The following is a 16,020-nucleotide window of genomic DNA, read 5'->3' on the forward strand; positions in this document are numbered from 1 at the left end:
TGGCTTTTTTGTGTATTTTTATTTGTCTTAAAATATGTTTTAACTACAAAAAACTATTATAAATTTGCTTATTTAATAATTAGAATGAAAAACGGTCAATAACTGATTCTATTATTACAAAACAACAATGATACAGGAGTGTTCAGTATTATGAATATTATTGAGCTGTTAAAAGAAAAAGTGACATCAAAATTATTACAGGGTGATAATCAGTTTCAAGATGAGAAAATAGGTGCACTATCTGCTTTTTATCCTATTTTACTCACGGTTTTAGAATCTAAACCTGAATTAATGAGTATATTGCAACAAAGTTTGAATCCACGTTTGGGCGATATTTTTAATAATAATTCGGAGTCTGTTGGTCATTTATTAGGGTTGGTTAGCGGAGATGCACCACCTAACGAAATTGAAAAGACATTGAACCATGCAATTGCACCGACTTTATCTTTACTTGAAGATCAAGCAGGTACAGATGATCAATTGGCAATTTTTGATCTCATTCAATCGCAATTGCCAAATATTCAAGCAGCATTGCCAGCATGGGCTTCAGGCTTGTTCTCGGCAGTTGGAATTAGTGTTGCTGGCTTAAGTTTTGCCTCGCAAGCTCAAGCTGCACCTGTGGTTGAAACAATTATTCCTACACCACCGGTAGAGCCTATTGTTGCTGCGCCTGCACCACCAGAACCTCCGTCAAATCATCAAGTGACGAATGAACCAGAGCCTAAGAAATCAAATCTTCTTTTAACTGCTTTGATCGCTTTATTAATTTTAATCCTTTTGGCATTTTTATTATTAAGAAGCTGTAAAAATGATGACAATGCGACTGCACCGCTCAATCAGGCGACTGCAACTGCCCAACAACCTGCATATTTTCAAATGACTACAGATCCACAAGGTGGACTTGTAACATGCTCAGCCAAAATTGGGAATGAAGAATTTACGACAGCTTTACAAAACGAAGTAAAACAAATATTTAGCCATAGTGTTGGCTGTGGAATTGATTCAAGTCAAACGTTTAATGCAGAATTAATTGATCAAAACTCATTAGTAAGCGTTTTAAAACTGGTGAAAGGTATTCCAAATGCTTCATTGACTTGGACGGGGAGTGAAATTTCTCTACAAGGTGCAGATCAAGCAACATTACAAGCATTGGCTGAAAAGATTAAACCTTTAGTCAAAGACATGAATGTTGTGGTGCAACATCCTTTAAGTGAAAGTGAGGCGGTTTCATCCAGTATTGACCAAGCGAAGCAAGCATTGCAAGGGATTGATCCGAGTAAAGCAAAAGCGTTAGATATTGCAACAGCATTGAATATGCAAATTATTAACTTTGCCAGCGGTTCAAATACAATTCCTGATGTGAATAAGCCTATTCTCGATCAAGCTGCGGCACTTATGAATCATCTACCTAATGTACAATTACTCGTTAAAGGTTATACGGATTCTGTGGGCGATCCAGATGCCAATAAAATTTTATCTCAAAAACGTGCACAGGCCGTTGCAGATTATTTAATGAGTAAAGGTGTTTCTCCAGATAAATTATTGGCGCAAGGTTTTGGACAAGAAAATCCTGTAGCGAATAATGCGACCAAAGAAGGGCAATTTAAAAATAGACGGATTGAATTTGAAGTCACCAATACTGAAACAGGAATCACCCGTGAAGTCTCTGAAGAAGGTATTGAGAAAAAACAATAAATAATTTTCTAGCATAAAGGCCCTTAATCAATTAAGGGCCTTTTAAATTTGCATGTTTAATTTATTTATTCGGTAAATGATTTGATTTAGGTTAAATATGAATCGATGGGTTTATATCCTTTGGGATGATTTATAACGTGTATATTCTTGAGTACGTTGATTCATGTGCTTTTTATTGGCATGCTGTAAACTGATTAGGTTAAATTATTATTTAGATTAAATATGCGTATTAGTTTTATTGGCTCAGGCCGTGTCGCACATCACTTCGCTAAGCAACTTTCAAAACAGCATCAAATTGTACAAATTTATAGTCGTGATTTAACGCATGCCCAAAAATTGGCTGAACAATGTCATGCGCAAGCCATTCAAAATTATTCACAATTTGATCATAATATTGATCTATTAATGATTGCTATCAGTGATCAAGCGATTGCTGAAGTGATTGTAAATATGGGGCGTTATTTTGAAAATGTGCTGATTGTACATACCTCAGGCAGCACGCATTTAAATGTACTAAGTCAACAGCATGCACGTTCAGGTGTGTTTTATCCTTTACAAACATTTAGTTTAGAGCGAGACATCGATTGGTCGAATACGCCATTATTTGTAGAAGCGACACAAGTAGATGATTTGCAAATATTAGTTGCACTTGCAAATAGCCTAAGTAATCGTGTTTATACTTATGATTCTGCGCAACGTTTAAGTTTACATTTGGCTGCGGTATTTGCTTGTAATTTCAGTAATTATTGTTATGACATGGCAAAACAGGTAGTAGATGCTGAACAGGTTGATTTTAGTTTGCTGTATCCTTTAATTTTAGAAACAGCCAATAAAGCAACACTGAATAATCCTAAAACAATGCAAACAGGCCCTGCGATGCGTGGGGACCAAAATATCTTGAATATGCATATGAAGATGTTAGCAGAAGCAGGCAGGGGGGATTTAAAACAAGTGTATGAGATATTGAGCCAAGGCATTCAAACTAGACAATCATCTCAATAGTGCAAGTTGCATCATTTATTGGGTAAATCAACAATGGGTTTGATCACCGACAAATGGATGATTGCTGAATTATTTGCCAATATTGTTGTTTTAATCGCCGTTTTTATTTTCTTAGATGTTACTGTTTTAAAGTATTACTTTATTGCCATGTTCATCGGTCAATGCATGACCGCTTTTTTTGCTGTTTGGACAGTACATTACGATACAGAAGATCATGTTTATATGGCCCGAACAGTCTGTAATAAATTTAAACGCGTCGTGACTTACAACATGTCTTACCATGTTGAACATCATTTATTTCCTGCTGTGCCTACACAACATTTGCATATTTTGGCTAAGCGTTTGGCTGAATATGATTCAGGTGTCGAGATTCGGGAAGTTTTTTGATTATTATTTTGCTTATAAAAAAGCTGCAATTTATATTGCAGCTTTTAAGTGTTTTTCAAATTTAAATTATTGTATTAACTTATTTTCTTAAAAATAAAGTCATTGATCTTGTGACCTGACTCGATACCACGACGCTCAAATTTAGTCTGAGGGCGCCATTCAGGACGTGGATAACTATTGCCTTTACCTGCTAAATTTTCTAAACGCGGACGGTTGTCCAAAACATCAAGCATCCATTCAGCATACGGTTCCCAATCGGTTGCAGCATGGAATGTACCCCCAATTTCCAACTTTTCTTCAACCAAAGGCATACGGTCATGTGAAACAAAACGACGTTTGAAGTGACGTTTCTTTTGCCATGGATCAGGGAAGTACAATTGAACGGTATTGATACTATTGTCAGGCATTTCACGAAGCACTTGAATCGCATCTGCATCTAAAACACGTAAGTTTTTGACTTCAGCCATTCCCGCTTCATATACGCATTGTGCAATACCTGGAACATGTACTTCGATACCAACAAAGTTACGTTCAGGGTGAGCCTTTGCCATAAGAACCAATGAGCGTCCCATACCAAAGCCAATTTCAACTGTTAGTGGGCGTTCAGGGTGTTCAAAATGTTGACGTAAATCTGCAACAGGGTATTCCAAAATTAAATCACGATGCTGTTCAAGCGCAGTACGTTGTGATGTATTGAGCGGAGCAGACCTACGCATAAATGTCACAATTTCACGGTGTTCTTGTAAATTATCTAAATCTACAACTTGTTGTGCTTCAATTTGATCGTTTGACATCGTTTTGGCAATACTAAAAATCTAAAAGGCGTATTGTAAGACCTGAGTGAAGCAAGTCAAATTTTTTATCCAATCTTTAGCTAAATTGAATCTATTCAGTATAGGTGTTAAATTGTCATAAAATATTCACCATGCTGTCATTAATAAAAATTAATCTGCTTTAAATTTCAACAAACGTTAAAAATGATGAAAATATTAAAACCACATTCTTTATACCTAAGCTTAGTGTTATTAGGTTACTCATTTCCCAGCCATGCACAGTTGATGTTTAGCCAATATATCGATGGCACGTCAAACCGCAAAGGCTTAGAAATTTATAATCCTGATGCGAGTGCCGTCAATTTATCTGATTATGAAATTCAACAATTTAGTAATGGGTCCACCAGTAAAAGTTTTTCTGTAACTTTACAAGGTTCATTGTCTAGTCAGGCTAAATTTGTGATTGGTCGTTCAGAACTGCAAGCAGAGATTGGCAATAAAGTCAATCAAGTAGCAGGCTTATCTTTTAATGGCGATGATGCATTGGTGTTGCTCTATAAAGGCATGCCTGTTGATCGTTTTGGTCGGGTCGGAGAGAAGCCTACTAATAATGGCTGGGGTACGACAATAACCAGTTATCAAAATAGCCTAAGCAGAATTAAAAGCAAAAATGATGTGACGTCGATAGACCCATCCTCAGCCTTTGATTTAGATGGTGAGTGGTCTAAGTGGACAGACCGTAATGCATTTAACTCATATTTGGTCGATGCAACAACATCACCACCATTAACTTCAATCAGTTGTAGTACCGCGGATACACCAATCGTGGATTTGCAAACAGCAGTTCAGGGTCAACAATATGTGATTCGAGGTGTCATTACCGCAGATTATCGTTATGAAAATGGTTTCTCTGGTATATATATCCAAACACCTGACAGCAAAGCTAAAGCGGATTTAAGCAATGCAATATTTGTTTATTTACCTGCGGGAAGCTCAGTTACAGGTGGCAAGCTTGGTGAGGAAGTTATTCTCAAAGGGCGTTTAACAAGCTACCAAAACCAATTACAAATTGATCAGCTGAGCAGTAATATTCAGACCTGTAATACCCAAGCTGCCAGTCTCGTGAGTGCAATACCATTGCAACTTCCATTCTCAAGTTTAACAGATGCAAAAGGTCATGCACCTAAGCGTTATCAAGGTATGTTGGTAAAAATACCGCAAACTTTAACGGTCAGTGAAAACTACAATTATGCACGTTTTGGAGAATTATCGCTCAGTTTAGGACGCTTATATATTCCAACCAATTTATATCCTGCCAAGTCTGTTGAAGCGGTAAATTTGGCAAAACAGAATCTATTGTCAAAAATTATTTTAGATGATGGTTATAACAATCAAAATAGAACGCCGTGGTTACCACAAAGTTTTAATGCATTGAATACCTTAAGAACAGGTTATCAACTGAAAAATGTAGAAGGGATTTTAGAATACCGTTTCAATGCGTGGCGTATTCAGCCTATTCCAAATAAGACTCCAGAATTGGTAAGTGATACCAATCCACGTCATTCAACTGTCATTACAAAAGAAGCAAAACAAACTCGTGTAGCTGCGTTTAATGTTCTTAATTATGATAATTCACCTTTAATTGGGGTTAAACCTGACCGTGGTGCCAATACTGTTTCAGAGTTTAATCGTCAGCATTTAAAAACGGTGAATGCACTCAAAACCATAGATGCCGATGTCTTTGCTTTGATGGAAATTGCAAATAATGGTTATGATGAAAATAGTGCAATTGCTTATTTAACAAAAGCATTAGGTGCGGATTGGAAATATGTGATTCCACCAAATACTGCAAAATTGGGAACTGATGTGATTGCTGTCGCTATTATCTATAACAGTAAGCGAGTAAAACCTGTAGGTGCAGCCGTAGTTTATGATGATTTAACCCAGAAAAATCGTGTCACGATGGCACAAAGTTTCCAAGCTTTAACAGGCGGGAAAATCTTTACGATTGTACCAAATCATTTGAAATCTAAAGGAAGTTGCCCTGAAGATAAGACTTTAGCAGATGCAGATCAAGGCGATGGGCAGGGGTGCTGGAATGCCACACGTTTAACAGCTGTGCAAAAGTTAATGCAATGGATCGCAACCAATCCAACCAAGGTTGAAAAACCGAACTATTTATTGGTTGGTGATATGAATAGTTATGCTAAAGAAGATCCGATTTTAGCACTGGAAAAAGCCAACTATAAAACACTGCTCAATGATGAAAAAATTGGACAAGGGAAAATGGCTTATAGCTATGTTTTTGGTGTGGCAAGTGATGCAAATGGTCATGGTGGTGCAGGTAATTTAGATCACGCGATTGCAGATTCAAGTTTATATCCAATGGTTAAACGTGCTTTTGCATGGCATATCAATGCAGATGAGCCTACTGCACTGGACTATAATGAGGAATATAAAACCGATGAGCAAATCCGTACATTTTATAATGCTGATGCATTTAGATCTTCTGATCATGACCCTGTGATTGTTGATCTTGATTTGAATGATTCAAACTCTACTGAGGCTGATACAAAACGTAGCAGTGGTGGTAGTACAAGTTTATGGTCAGTATTGGGGCTAATATTGTTAACTGTTGCTGCAACGCTAAGACGTTATAAAAAATAGCCTGACCTCAAAATTGAAAGCATGATCAAAGAGAAGCGTTAACACTTCTCTTTGTTATGTTGCTAAAGTAAATGGAATACTCACTTTCAATACGGTTTGATTCGTTTTTGAGTCAATTTCAAATAATCCGCCAAGTCGCTTCACTCGTTGTTGCATGCTATGTAATCCGACATGTAACCCAGCCTCTACTTGAGCAGGATCAAAGCCAATACCATTGTCGGAAATTTTTAAAATCAAAAACTGTTCATTTTCAGTTAAGGAAAATTCCACTTGGCTTGCACGACTATGTTTAATGATATTGGTTAGCGCTTCTTCTGCAATACGGGCCATAGTTAGGCATTGCAGTGCCGTTGGCTGAGTTTGCCAGCTTTCAGCCAACATCCATTTAGATTGAATCGCAAATTCTTCGAACATTTGTACAAAACGATGTCTTAATGGCGCCACCCATTGGACAGGGTTGAGTGGTACTTTTGCGTTTAAGCTTGATCCAAAATCAATAGTTTGACGCAGATCATTACGTAATAATTTTAAGATCGAAAGCATTTGCTTTTTTTCAATATGATCGTGGTTTTCTAGTAACATCATCGAACGAGAGATTGACCCGCCTAAACCATCGTGTAGGTCATGCGATAGGTTGATTCTTTCTTGTAATTTTGCATTTTCCAAAGCCAGTTGATGTTGATTGTTTAATGAATTGAGTAGTTCATTTTTAGCTTGAATAATACGTTTCTCTAGCGTTTGATTAAAATGAGCAATACTTTTTGCATTATTGGCAAGTCTAAAAGCCAGTATAAAACCAATTAATAAGGTACCAATCGGTGAGGTGTAGGGTGACAAAATATGCCCCTTTAATGTCATGATATAAATTGCATCATTCACCACGATGGGAATAAAAATTAAATATTGGACAGCTAAAACATAGGTTTCTTTTAATTTTGATTGATAAGCGATAAATGGGTAGCTTAGGCACTTCAATAAGAAAATAATCACGCAACTTACAAAGATAAAGTTTAATAACTTAGGGGTATATTGCTCAGGTAAGAAAAAAATACAAAATATCGCTAAGCCGCAAAAAATAAATAAAAACGATTCGATATATGGGAACTTTTTATTGGCAAGGCGCCAAGCAGCAATACAGCCTGATATTGTGGAAAAACAAAAAATAGCGATACAAATACGATCTAAATTGATACTTGATAGCCCAAATATGGGTTCTTGTCGCATCATGCCCCATACATAGATCATCCAACCTATTCCCACAAAACCAAACCATTTAAAAGCTTTTTCTGTTGGATTAACAGCCCAAACCATCAAACAGAAAATACCCATAATAAAATTAATGATAAAACTGAGGACAGGGGAAATACGTTTTTCAAGTAAATTTCGATCATAAATCTTCTTCATTTGGGAATGTTCTCCCAAGAAAATCTGACCTAAGCCTGACTTTTGAGTGGATGTCCCGATGACCTTGATCCAAAGATGATTTGTCCCTTGTTTTAAACTTGAGGCAGGCAAAACCCAATAGCGCGGGGTATACCAACTACGTGAAAGTGGTTCTGTTAAATTTTGATCTTTCCAAAGAAACTCATGGTTTAAGTAGATTTCGCCTGCCATATTAATATTTTGAATGACGAGAGTGATTGGCATGTCATTTTGTTTGGTTGGACATTGATATTGCCAATTGATTTTATACCAAGCACTTGTACTGTATTCTCCCCATCTTTTATCCCAATAATCGGGCAGGGTGATCACATTGACCCAACCTGATTTGGGCAGTGCTCTAATATTATCCACATTAGATTTGATCACTTGTACGGAGGAAATTAAAGCTTGGCAGTGGCTGTTTTTTTGAGGTGTGGCATCATTGGCATGTGCATGTTTAACGACAAACAAAGATAGCGTAATGAAACTTATATAAATCATCCAATGGTATAAACTACATTTTATATTACGCTGATCTTTAGGCATTTAACTTTTCTCCAAAGATGCAAAAGTCTTGAAAATGCTTAAGTTGTATTGCTATATGGCATCAATAAAACATGATTATTATCACATTTTGTCTATAATATACACAATTTATAGAAATAATGGATGACTTGTCATTTATTGTATGAAAATTTTAAGTTTTTTTATGCAGTAGCTCTAGGTTTGTGCGGTACAGTAGCACGAATCACGGTTAAACCAGCCTCAGAGTGAATTTCAAACTCGCCACCAATTCTTTTTACACGAACTTGCATGCTTTGTAGACCGACATGTAAACCTTGTTGAACCGTAGTTACAATAAAGCCTTGACCATTATCTGTGATTTCTAAAATAAGTCTTTGATCATCATCTTCAACTAAAGAAATCGTCACTTTTGTTGCCTGACTGTGTTTGACAATATTGGTCAGTGCTTCTTCAGCAACACGAGATAACGTTAAACAATGTAACGGATGGGGAATATTCTTCCAATGATTTGCAAGTGTCCAAGTGGATTGAATATCCATTTCTTCAAATAATTGTACGAAGCGATGGCGTAGTGGTGCAACCCACAAGATCGGGTTCTCTGGAACTTTGGCGCCAATGCTAGAACCAGAATCAATGACTTGCCTTAAGTCATTTCTTAATAGTTTAAACATAGACATAACTTGTGGTTTTTCAACTTTTTCTGAATGTTCCAATAAAATCATGGACCGAACAATTGAACCGCCTAAGCCATCGTGCAAATCATGTGCGAGGTTTAAACGTTCTTGCAAACGCATATTCTCTATTTCTAGCTGATGTTTTTTATCTAAGGACTGTTCTAGATCAAATGTGACAGTCTCGATCGTTTCTTTTAAGGTTCGATTAAATTTTTCAATATGGTGCATATTCTTTGAAATACGCCATGCCAAAATGAACGATATAGCCAAACTTGTAATTGGTGCAGCAAAAGGCGTCCATGCCATTTCATTGTAGAGTTTTAAATGTAGCAAATACAAATCATGGCAAATAATGATAATGAAAGAAAAGAAGACTGCTGCAAGTAAAGAGACATCAAATTTACGTTTTTTAAATGCAATCCATTGAATCAAAATACAATTAGCAATAAAAATGAAAGTGCTATATAAAAAAGCACTGCTTAACGCGAACAGGAGATAGTGTTTTGGCGTAAAGAGTAAAATGCCCGTAAATACAAGGGTGAGTGCAAACAGAATTTTCTCTAAAGTAACAAATATAACATTGGCAAATCGCCATACAAATAAGCAAAGTGTATAGGCATAGGCCACTAAAAAAATAAGATTTAACCGTGAATGAGTTAAACTGTCAGTAAATGGAAAGGGTTCGGTAATCAGTGCATTACAAATAAACAGTGCCCAGAAAAAACAATTCAAAGCAAACCAGCCAAAAGCAACCTCTTGACGTCTAAATACCCAAATTAAAAAACTGGTTGTCCCAAAAGCGAAGGTAAGGAGTAAATTAACTAAATACAGTGTTCTGCGTTGGAACATAAGCTTTTCATGAATGTTACTGATTTTTTCAACCTGACCAATACTTACTGCTCCCAAACCTGAATTTTGTGAGGCAATATCAACGACTCTGACTAAAATTTCATTACGTCCCTGATTTAATGACGTGGAAGGCAAAACCCAATAACGTGGCATATTCCAGCTACGTGATAAAGGTTTGACTAAAGATTTATCATGCCAAATCAATTCATTATTGCTATATACAATGCCTGCAATAATGATTCGGTCTATCAGTAAAGCTAAAGGGCGGTTTTCTTGGCCTTCAAGACATTGATATTCCCAGACAATACGATACCAAGCAGAACCTGAGTAGTCGGGCCAGCGTGTTTCCCAATTGTCAGGTAACTGAACATCCTGCCAGCCCTGTTTGGGAACTTTGGCTAAGTTTTCATCTGCTTTAACGACTTGAGTTGTTAAAAATTTTACAGTACATAGATTATGATGATGATTAAAATCAGTTTCTAATAATGTTTCGGCAAATAAATTTTGTGTAAAACTACAAGCTACACAGAAAATAAAAATGCAATGTAATACTAGTCGAGTATTCCAAGATTTCGAGCAGTGTCGATAGCTTTGGCTCTGTTGCATACCGCAAGTTTCCGATAAATATGTTTAATATGAGATTCAACTGTGTAGCGTGATAATGTCAGTTGATCCGCAATTTCTTTATTACTTAAACCTTGTGCGACAAGTTCTAATATTCCCAATTCTCGTTTTGAAAGGACATCATTATTATTTGTTAATTTTGAATCACTTAAACTTTTATTAACAGATTTTTTTTCATTAAATTGTAATTGTTTTAGAATTTTTTGAGCAATAAAAGGATCAATAGGGGCACCACCACGTAAAACACTACGTATGGATAATGAAACTTCCAAATTATCTCTTTCTTTCAAGACATAACCTGTAGCACCTGCACTTAATGCATTTAGAATTGAATCTTCTGTACTCCATGCTGAAATCACAAGAATAGTGATAGTTGGATCATAGTTTTTTAATGTTTCAATAAAATCAATACCACTGCCATCGGGGAGACCTAAATCCACAAGTGCAAATGATGCTGAATAACGTTCTAGCTGCATATTGGCCTGAGCCAAATTTTGCGCAAAATATAAATCTGATATCGAATAGCCAATATTGATCAATATATCCGTAAGTCTTTTTTGTATTAGAGGTTCATCTTCTACAATGATGACAGGGACAGGTAAACTTAACTCATTGTTCATGATGCAAAAACTCATCAATGTTTATTCTCACATTTTTTCAGGTATTGGCAGGTTTAGCTATACCTGATAATGGGTATTTTTACTTAAAAATGTAAGTTTTTCTAAAGGAATGTTGTGTTAAGACATTCTAATTATATGGATCTAATTGATAATTAAACATTGATATTATTAATTTGTGAGAAAAATTTAACAATTTTATGGTTTTTTTGATAGCAAACTTCACTATTTAAAAATTGCATACAATAAACGACAAAAACATTGGTTTATTCAACGTATTTTTTTAAGTTTTCATCATTTTTAAAGATGTGTATGTTAAAACAACATTTAGACAACTTTGACTTGAAAAAGTATTTATTTTATTGAATATTCAAGTTGTATTTTATTTATAAATAAATTTTACGCTTATTTGCAATTTTCACGTTTTTAAACTTGAAATTGGCTCATAAGCCATTTAAAACTGAAACAGTCATATAACAAGGATTAGATATGAAGTTGTATTATTCTCCAGGTGCATGTTCTTTAGCTGCCCATATTTTACTAAACGAAATTAATGTTGATTTTGATTTGGAACGTGTCAATTTAAAAACCCATAAGACAGAAAAAGGGGCAGATTATTACGAAATTAACCCAAAAGGATATGTCCCTGCTTTGGAGATTAATCCAGGTTTGGTTTTAACTGAAAATGTTGCTGTGCTTCCTTTCATCGCACAACATGATCCAAAGCAAGATTTAATTCCTCCATCAGGCTTAGGACGTGCCAAAGTGTTGGAATGGTTAGGTTATCTCAACTCTGAACTACATGATGAATATGCTGTTTTCTTTGTACCTACAGTTACAGAAGAAGAAAAACAAAGAGGTTATGAAACTATCGATAAAATGTTGCGCTATGTCGATGATTATCTAGGTGAATCTGAATATGATTATTTGGTAAATGATCGTTTTGGTCCAGCAGATGCTTACTTATTTGTACTGACAAATTGGTCGAATGTAATTCATCATGATCTTACACCATTCACCAATATTGTCGCTTTACGCAATAAAGTTGCTGAGCGTCAATCTGTGCAAATCGCAATGCGTGATGAAGGTTTGATTCCTTAATGGATAATGCTTAATTGCTAAAAATTGATGCAGAAGCTGAGTTAAAGTCTTGCTTTATTTCAACAGCATTTAGATTTTAGTATTGTTTAAAAATGGAGCGCTAAGCTCCATTTTTTATTGAATAAATAGTTTTGTATAAATATTTGTGGTTGTTGGAAAATAAACAATATTATTGATTTTTTAGCAATAATCTTTTGCTCAAACTTGCGTTTTTAACAATAAAAATAATCACTATAGTTGCGCCATTGATAAATAGAGTTAGATTTAAAATGAGTAACATCCTGATTGTAAATGGCGCTAAAACTTTCGCACATTCAAATGGTGAATTAAACGATACTTTGGCTGTACTTGCTGAGTCGGTTTTGTCTGATCTTGGTCACACCATTCAAGTAACTCGTGCTGACAGTGATTATGATGCTCAAGAAGAAGTGCAAAAATACCTATGGGCTGATGTTGTAATTTATCAAATGCCCGGCTGGTGGATGGGTGCGCCTTGGACTGTCAAAAAATATATTGATGATGTCTTCACTGAAGGGCATGGCAGTTTATATGCCAATGATGGTCGGACACGCTCAGATGCTGAGAAAAAATACGGTTCAGGTGGTTTGATCCATGGTAAAAAATATATGTTGTCTTTGACATGGAATGCACCGATGCAAGCCTTTGATGATCCTGAACAGTTTTTCCATGGTGTGGGAGTAGATGGTGTTTATTTGCCTTTTCATAAAGCTAACCAATTTTTAGGCATGCAAACTCTAGATACATTTATTGCTAATGATGTGATTAAACAACCCAATGTGCCTTTTTATGAAGATCAATATCGTGATCATCTGAAAAAGCTATTTTCTTAAACAATACTGCTTAAGCATTATATTGTTATTGAAAGATAAATATTTAAGTTGGAATATTCTATGTTAACGATTATCGCTGAAATCCGTGTGCATGAAGGACAGCAACATAAAACAAAAGTGATGCATGCTTTTGAAAAAATTACTCCCACCGTTTTGGCAGAACACGGCTGTCATGGCTATGAATTACTTGTAGACGCCGATCTTGATGTGAATTATCAAGCCAAAGATGCCAATGTCATTACGATGTTGGAGTATTGGGAGAGCATAGAACACTTAAATGCTCATATGCAGACTGCGCATATGCAAGCTTATCAAGCAGAAGTCAAAGATGCCGTTGTTGATGTGAAAATACGTATTTTAGAAAAAAGTCTGTTTAGTTAACAGCTTTTTATTTAATGCTTCTTTATTGAATAATCGTGATCAAGACGTACAACGTTTTTATACAGCCTCATTTGAGGCTGTATTTTTTATTCAAACTCATAGTATTCATTAAATTTTACTTGTTCTAAGCGGAGGGAGTAGGTTTTTTTTAGTTTGCTCCATTTTATGTCAATAGGCTGATTTCCTTCAGCAAACTCATTCCCACCCGAGGTATTTTTCACTTTTCCCGTGAGAAAGTTAATACTTTGTTCGGTGATTGCACCTGAAGCACGATGAAAATCATCATTATCATAACCAATCAGTTTAAATGCTTGGTTTTGATATCGAAAAGTATAAGTATGATTTGTGACATACCAAGAGCCACAACTGAGCCAATAGTGTAAAGCAATTTTAACTAAGCCATTTTTAATTTCCAATGGATCATTCTCACCCAATGGGTCCGCCAAGCAGGGTGAATCAATATCACCTTCACTCGGAAGTGAGGTGTTGGTTGCAATGAGCTGATAACCATTATTATTCTTAAATAAAATTAATAGTTTGCGTGGGTTGAGATTCAGTTTGGAACTGCCTAAATGATCATTACTGACGATATTTTTCGGGTCAGTGTCTTCAATAATTAAGGCTAAATCTGCAAGATGATCGTGATTTAAATCACCTTGTGCTTTTGCTAGAACTTTCCAGTTTTTGGCTATAAAGGATTGATAGTTAGCTTTAATATTAAAATCTGCCGAGACCAAACTTGAGCTGGCGGCTAAAATGCTGGAGAAAAGCAAATGTTTATAAATATTCATGGTTTTTCTCCGATGTATTGCATACTAAATTGGTGATTAAACTCATCACTAGCAAAAGAGATATTCTCTAAAGTATCGTTTGAAGTTGATTTTAATGTTTTCCAAATGACTTTTGCAGGTGTTTCAATTTCAGCAAAGATATTGGGGATAGTGGTGAGTTTGGCTTTACCTGTAAGAAAATTAAGACTGATTTGATCTTGCTTACCTGTTAATTTATCAAGTGAATAAGTATCAAATCCGACTAAGTGGAATTGCTTATTTTTGAGCTTAAAACCATAGGTGTGTATGAAACCATAGGTATTTGCACAGGAAGGTGAGGTGTTGAACTGTAAGTCTAAACGTTGATTCTTTATGGTCAAAGCAGATTCATCTAAAGCATCTTCGACACATTGTTCATTGGCACGATATGTCCAGTTTGGAATATTTCGAGCGAGTTTGAGTTGCAATTGCTGTTGAGGTTGCTGAGTTGATTGAAACAGCACTAAAAGCTTTCGTTGTTGTTGATTTTTATGTTTTGGTTGAATGATGAGTGCCGTGTCTTGTGCTCCGTCTTGATTAAGATCGCCATTGGCTTGAGATAGGATTTCCCAATCATTCGGAATAAATTTTTTTAAAGCAGAAGGTGTTTGATTTGCAACACAAATGGATGAGCAAATGGTTAAGAGAAAGACAGCGTTTATTCTTTTAAACATGACATATATCAGTGATCAAACTGTTTTATGATCCTAACATATTAAAAAACTTTCAAGAAATTCACTGCTAAAAGGATTCTGAAGAACATGCTATTTGAAAGGATTCCGAAGAATACGCTATTTGAAAGGATTCCGAAGAATCCCTGGTATAGCAGATCTAGGTCATGGCAATTATTTAAAGAAATAACCAGTTTCAGGTGAGCTTGCATTTGCCATACGTTTACGTGGCATACGACCCGCCAAATAGGCTTCTCGCCCAGCTTCAACTGCTTTTTTCATGGCAGATGCCATCAGTACTGGGTGTTGTGCAGCAGCAATTGCGGTATTCATCAGCACACCATCACAACCCAATTCCATTGCAATAGCAGCATCACTTGCGGTGCCGACACCTGCATCGACAAGCACTGGAACTTTGGCATTTTCTTTAATAATAGAAATGGTATGTGGATTTAAAATACCTAAGCCAGAACCAATTAAACTGCCTAAAGGCATAATGGCTACACAGCCCATGCTTTCTAGCTCTTGTGCAACAATAGGATCATCTGAGGTATAAACCATGACCTCAAAACCATCATCAATCAAAGTACGTGCTGCTGCCAAAGTCGCTGTTATATTTGGATAAAGGGTTTTCTCATCCCCTAAAACTTCAAGTTTAACCAAGTTATGACCATCTAATAACTCACGTGCTAACATACAGGTACGCACAGCACTATTGGCATCAAAACAACCCGCCGTATTTGGCAATATCGTATATTTCTCAGGTGGAATGACTGAGAGTAAATTCGGTTGATCAGGATTTTGCCCAATATTGACTCGACGGATCGCTACTGTCACGATTTCAGCACCACTAGCCTGAATAGCAGCATCAGTTTCTTGCATATCCTTATACTTACCAGTTCCCACCAGTAAGCGTGATTGAAAGGTACGAGAACCAATGATGAGAGGGGAATCTTGCATGAGAGAGCTCCG

The 16,020-nt window shown here is 36.1% G+C and carries 14 protein-coding genes; 7 read left to right on the top strand and 7 right to left on the bottom strand.

Annotated features, from left to right (window positions below):
- The first annotated feature begins 150 nt into the window (after window positions 1-150).
- The 3 genes from D7V20_RS08195 to D7V20_RS08205 all read left to right on the top strand — a co-directional run bounded on the left by D7V20_RS08195 (window position 151) and on the right by D7V20_RS08205 (window position 3,084).
- Window positions 151-1,695 (top strand): OmpA family protein, encoded by a 1,545-nt coding sequence (locus tag D7V20_RS08195; protein ID WP_120383819.1) that lies wholly within the window; start codon window positions 151-153, stop codon window positions 1,693-1,695.
- A gap of 222 nt (window positions 1,696-1,917) precedes the next feature.
- Complete coding sequence (locus D7V20_RS08200; RefSeq protein ID WP_120383820.1) at window positions 1,918-2,697, top strand: Rossmann-like and DUF2520 domain-containing protein; 780 nt, start codon at window positions 1,918-1,920, stop codon at window positions 2,695-2,697.
- A 33-nt stretch (window positions 2,698-2,730) separates the two neighbouring features.
- Complete coding sequence (locus tag D7V20_RS08205) at window positions 2,731-3,084, top strand: fatty acid desaturase (protein ID WP_235831609.1); 354 nt, start codon at window positions 2,731-2,733, stop codon at window positions 3,082-3,084.
- Between the two features lie 74 nt (window positions 3,085-3,158).
- Here the strand turns inward: D7V20_RS08205 and trmB are convergent, their stop codons facing one another.
- Window positions 3,159-3,878 carry a tRNA (guanosine(46)-N7)-methyltransferase TrmB gene (gene trmB, locus D7V20_RS08210; protein WP_120383821.1) on the bottom strand — a complete coding sequence of 240 codons (720 nt, stop codon included), beginning with the start codon at window positions 3,876-3,878 and terminating at the stop codon, window positions 3,159-3,161.
- 186 nt (window positions 3,879-4,064) lie between these two features.
- On the opposite strand from trmB, the gene D7V20_RS08215 reads away from it, so the two are divergent.
- On the top strand, window positions 4,065-6,524 hold the full coding sequence (locus D7V20_RS08215; protein ID WP_120383854.1) for an ExeM/NucH family extracellular endonuclease: 2,460 nt from the start codon (window positions 4,065-4,067) through the stop codon (window positions 6,522-6,524).
- Window positions 6,525-6,578: 54 nt separating this feature from the next.
- On the opposite strand, the gene D7V20_RS08220 is transcribed toward D7V20_RS08215, so the two are convergent.
- From D7V20_RS08220 to D7V20_RS08230, 3 genes are all read right to left on the bottom strand, one after another.
- Complete coding sequence (locus D7V20_RS08220; RefSeq protein ID WP_120383822.1) at window positions 6,579-8,492, bottom strand: sensor histidine kinase; 1,914 nt, start codon at window positions 8,490-8,492, stop codon at window positions 6,579-6,581.
- Window positions 8,493-8,653: 161 nt separating this feature from the next.
- Complete coding sequence (locus D7V20_RS08225; RefSeq protein WP_120383823.1) at window positions 8,654-10,600, bottom strand: sensor histidine kinase; 1,947 nt, start codon at window positions 10,598-10,600, stop codon at window positions 8,654-8,656.
- Window positions 10,546-11,238 carry a LuxR C-terminal-related transcriptional regulator gene (locus tag D7V20_RS08230; protein ID WP_120383824.1) on the bottom strand — a complete coding sequence of 231 codons (693 nt, stop codon included), beginning with the start codon at window positions 11,236-11,238 and terminating at the stop codon, window positions 10,546-10,548. Before D7V20_RS08230 ends, D7V20_RS08225 begins: the two co-directional genes overlap by 55 nt.
- Window positions 11,239-11,724: 486 nt before the next feature.
- On the opposite strand from D7V20_RS08230, the gene D7V20_RS08235 reads away from it, so the two are divergent.
- The 3 genes from D7V20_RS08235 to D7V20_RS08245 all read left to right on the top strand — a co-directional run bounded on the left by D7V20_RS08235 (window position 11,725) and on the right by D7V20_RS08245 (window position 13,568).
- A complete protein-coding gene (locus D7V20_RS08235) occupies window positions 11,725-12,336 on the top strand; it encodes a glutathione binding-like protein (RefSeq protein WP_120383825.1) in 612 nt (203 codons plus the stop codon).
- 269 nt (window positions 12,337-12,605) lie between these two features.
- A complete protein-coding gene (locus D7V20_RS08240) occupies window positions 12,606-13,187 on the top strand; it encodes an NAD(P)H-dependent oxidoreductase (RefSeq protein ID WP_120383826.1) in 582 nt (193 codons plus the stop codon).
- Window positions 13,188-13,247: 60 nt separating this feature from the next.
- A complete protein-coding gene (locus D7V20_RS08245; protein ID WP_120383827.1) occupies window positions 13,248-13,568 on the top strand; it encodes a putative quinol monooxygenase in 321 nt (106 codons plus the stop codon).
- Window positions 13,569-13,654: 86 nt separating this feature from the next.
- Here D7V20_RS08245 and D7V20_RS08250 read toward each other — a convergent pair whose 3' ends face one another.
- The 3 genes from D7V20_RS08250 to D7V20_RS08260 form a co-directional block, all read right to left on the bottom strand.
- Complete coding sequence (locus tag D7V20_RS08250; protein ID WP_120383828.1) at window positions 13,655-14,359, bottom strand: hypothetical protein; 705 nt, start codon at window positions 14,357-14,359, stop codon at window positions 13,655-13,657.
- Window positions 14,356-15,051: a hypothetical protein gene (locus tag D7V20_RS08255; protein ID WP_120383829.1), complete on the bottom strand. Its 696-nt coding sequence runs from the start codon at window positions 15,049-15,051 to the stop codon at window positions 14,356-14,358. Before D7V20_RS08255 ends, D7V20_RS08250 begins: the two co-directional genes overlap by 4 nt.
- 171 nt (window positions 15,052-15,222) lie before the next feature.
- A complete protein-coding gene (locus tag D7V20_RS08260; protein ID WP_120383830.1) occupies window positions 15,223-16,008 on the bottom strand; it encodes a thiazole synthase in 786 nt (261 codons plus the stop codon).
- Window positions 16,009-16,020 lie beyond the last annotated feature (12 nt).

This window comes from Acinetobacter rongchengensis, from assembly GCF_003611475.1.
In the GTDB taxonomy this organism is placed as follows: Bacteria; Pseudomonadota; Gammaproteobacteria; order Pseudomonadales; family Moraxellaceae; genus Acinetobacter; species Acinetobacter rongchengensis.

Excerpts from the sequence above, each read along its gene's own strand:
- D7V20_RS08195 (WP_120383819.1), top strand. The coding sequence starts at position 151 with ATGAATATTATTGAGCTGTTAAAAGAAAAAGTGACATCAAAATTATTA.
- D7V20_RS08200 (WP_120383820.1), top strand. The coding sequence starts at position 1,918 with ATGCGTATTAGTTTTATTGGCTCAGGCCGTGTCGCACATCACTTCGCT.
- D7V20_RS08205 (WP_235831609.1), top strand. The coding sequence starts at position 2,731 with ATGGGTTTGATCACCGACAAATGGATGATTGCTGAATTATTTGCCAAT.
- trmB (WP_120383821.1), bottom strand. The coding sequence starts at position 3,878 with ATGTCAAACGATCAAATTGAAGCACAACAAGTTGTAGATTTAGATAAT.
- D7V20_RS08215 (WP_120383854.1), top strand. The coding sequence starts at position 4,065 with ATGAAAATATTAAAACCACATTCTTTATACCTAAGCTTAGTGTTATTA.
- D7V20_RS08220 (WP_120383822.1), bottom strand. The coding sequence starts at position 8,492 with ATGCCTAAAGATCAGCGTAATATAAAATGTAGTTTATACCATTGGATG.
- D7V20_RS08225 (WP_120383823.1), bottom strand. The coding sequence starts at position 10,600 with ATGCAACAGAGCCAAAGCTATCGACACTGCTCGAAATCTTGGAATACT.
- D7V20_RS08230 (WP_120383824.1), bottom strand. The coding sequence starts at position 11,238 with ATGAACAATGAGTTAAGTTTACCTGTCCCTGTCATCATTGTAGAAGAT.
- D7V20_RS08235 (WP_120383825.1), top strand. The coding sequence starts at position 11,725 with ATGAAGTTGTATTATTCTCCAGGTGCATGTTCTTTAGCTGCCCATATT.
- D7V20_RS08240 (WP_120383826.1), top strand. The coding sequence starts at position 12,606 with ATGAGTAACATCCTGATTGTAAATGGCGCTAAAACTTTCGCACATTCA.
- D7V20_RS08245 (WP_120383827.1), top strand. The coding sequence starts at position 13,248 with ATGTTAACGATTATCGCTGAAATCCGTGTGCATGAAGGACAGCAACAT.
- D7V20_RS08250 (WP_120383828.1), bottom strand. The coding sequence starts at position 14,359 with ATGAATATTTATAAACATTTGCTTTTCTCCAGCATTTTAGCCGCCAGC.
- D7V20_RS08255 (WP_120383829.1), bottom strand. The coding sequence starts at position 15,051 with ATGTTTAAAAGAATAAACGCTGTCTTTCTCTTAACCATTTGCTCATCC.
- D7V20_RS08260 (WP_120383830.1), bottom strand. The coding sequence starts at position 16,008 with ATGCAAGATTCCCCTCTCATCATTGGTTCTCGTACCTTTCAATCACGC.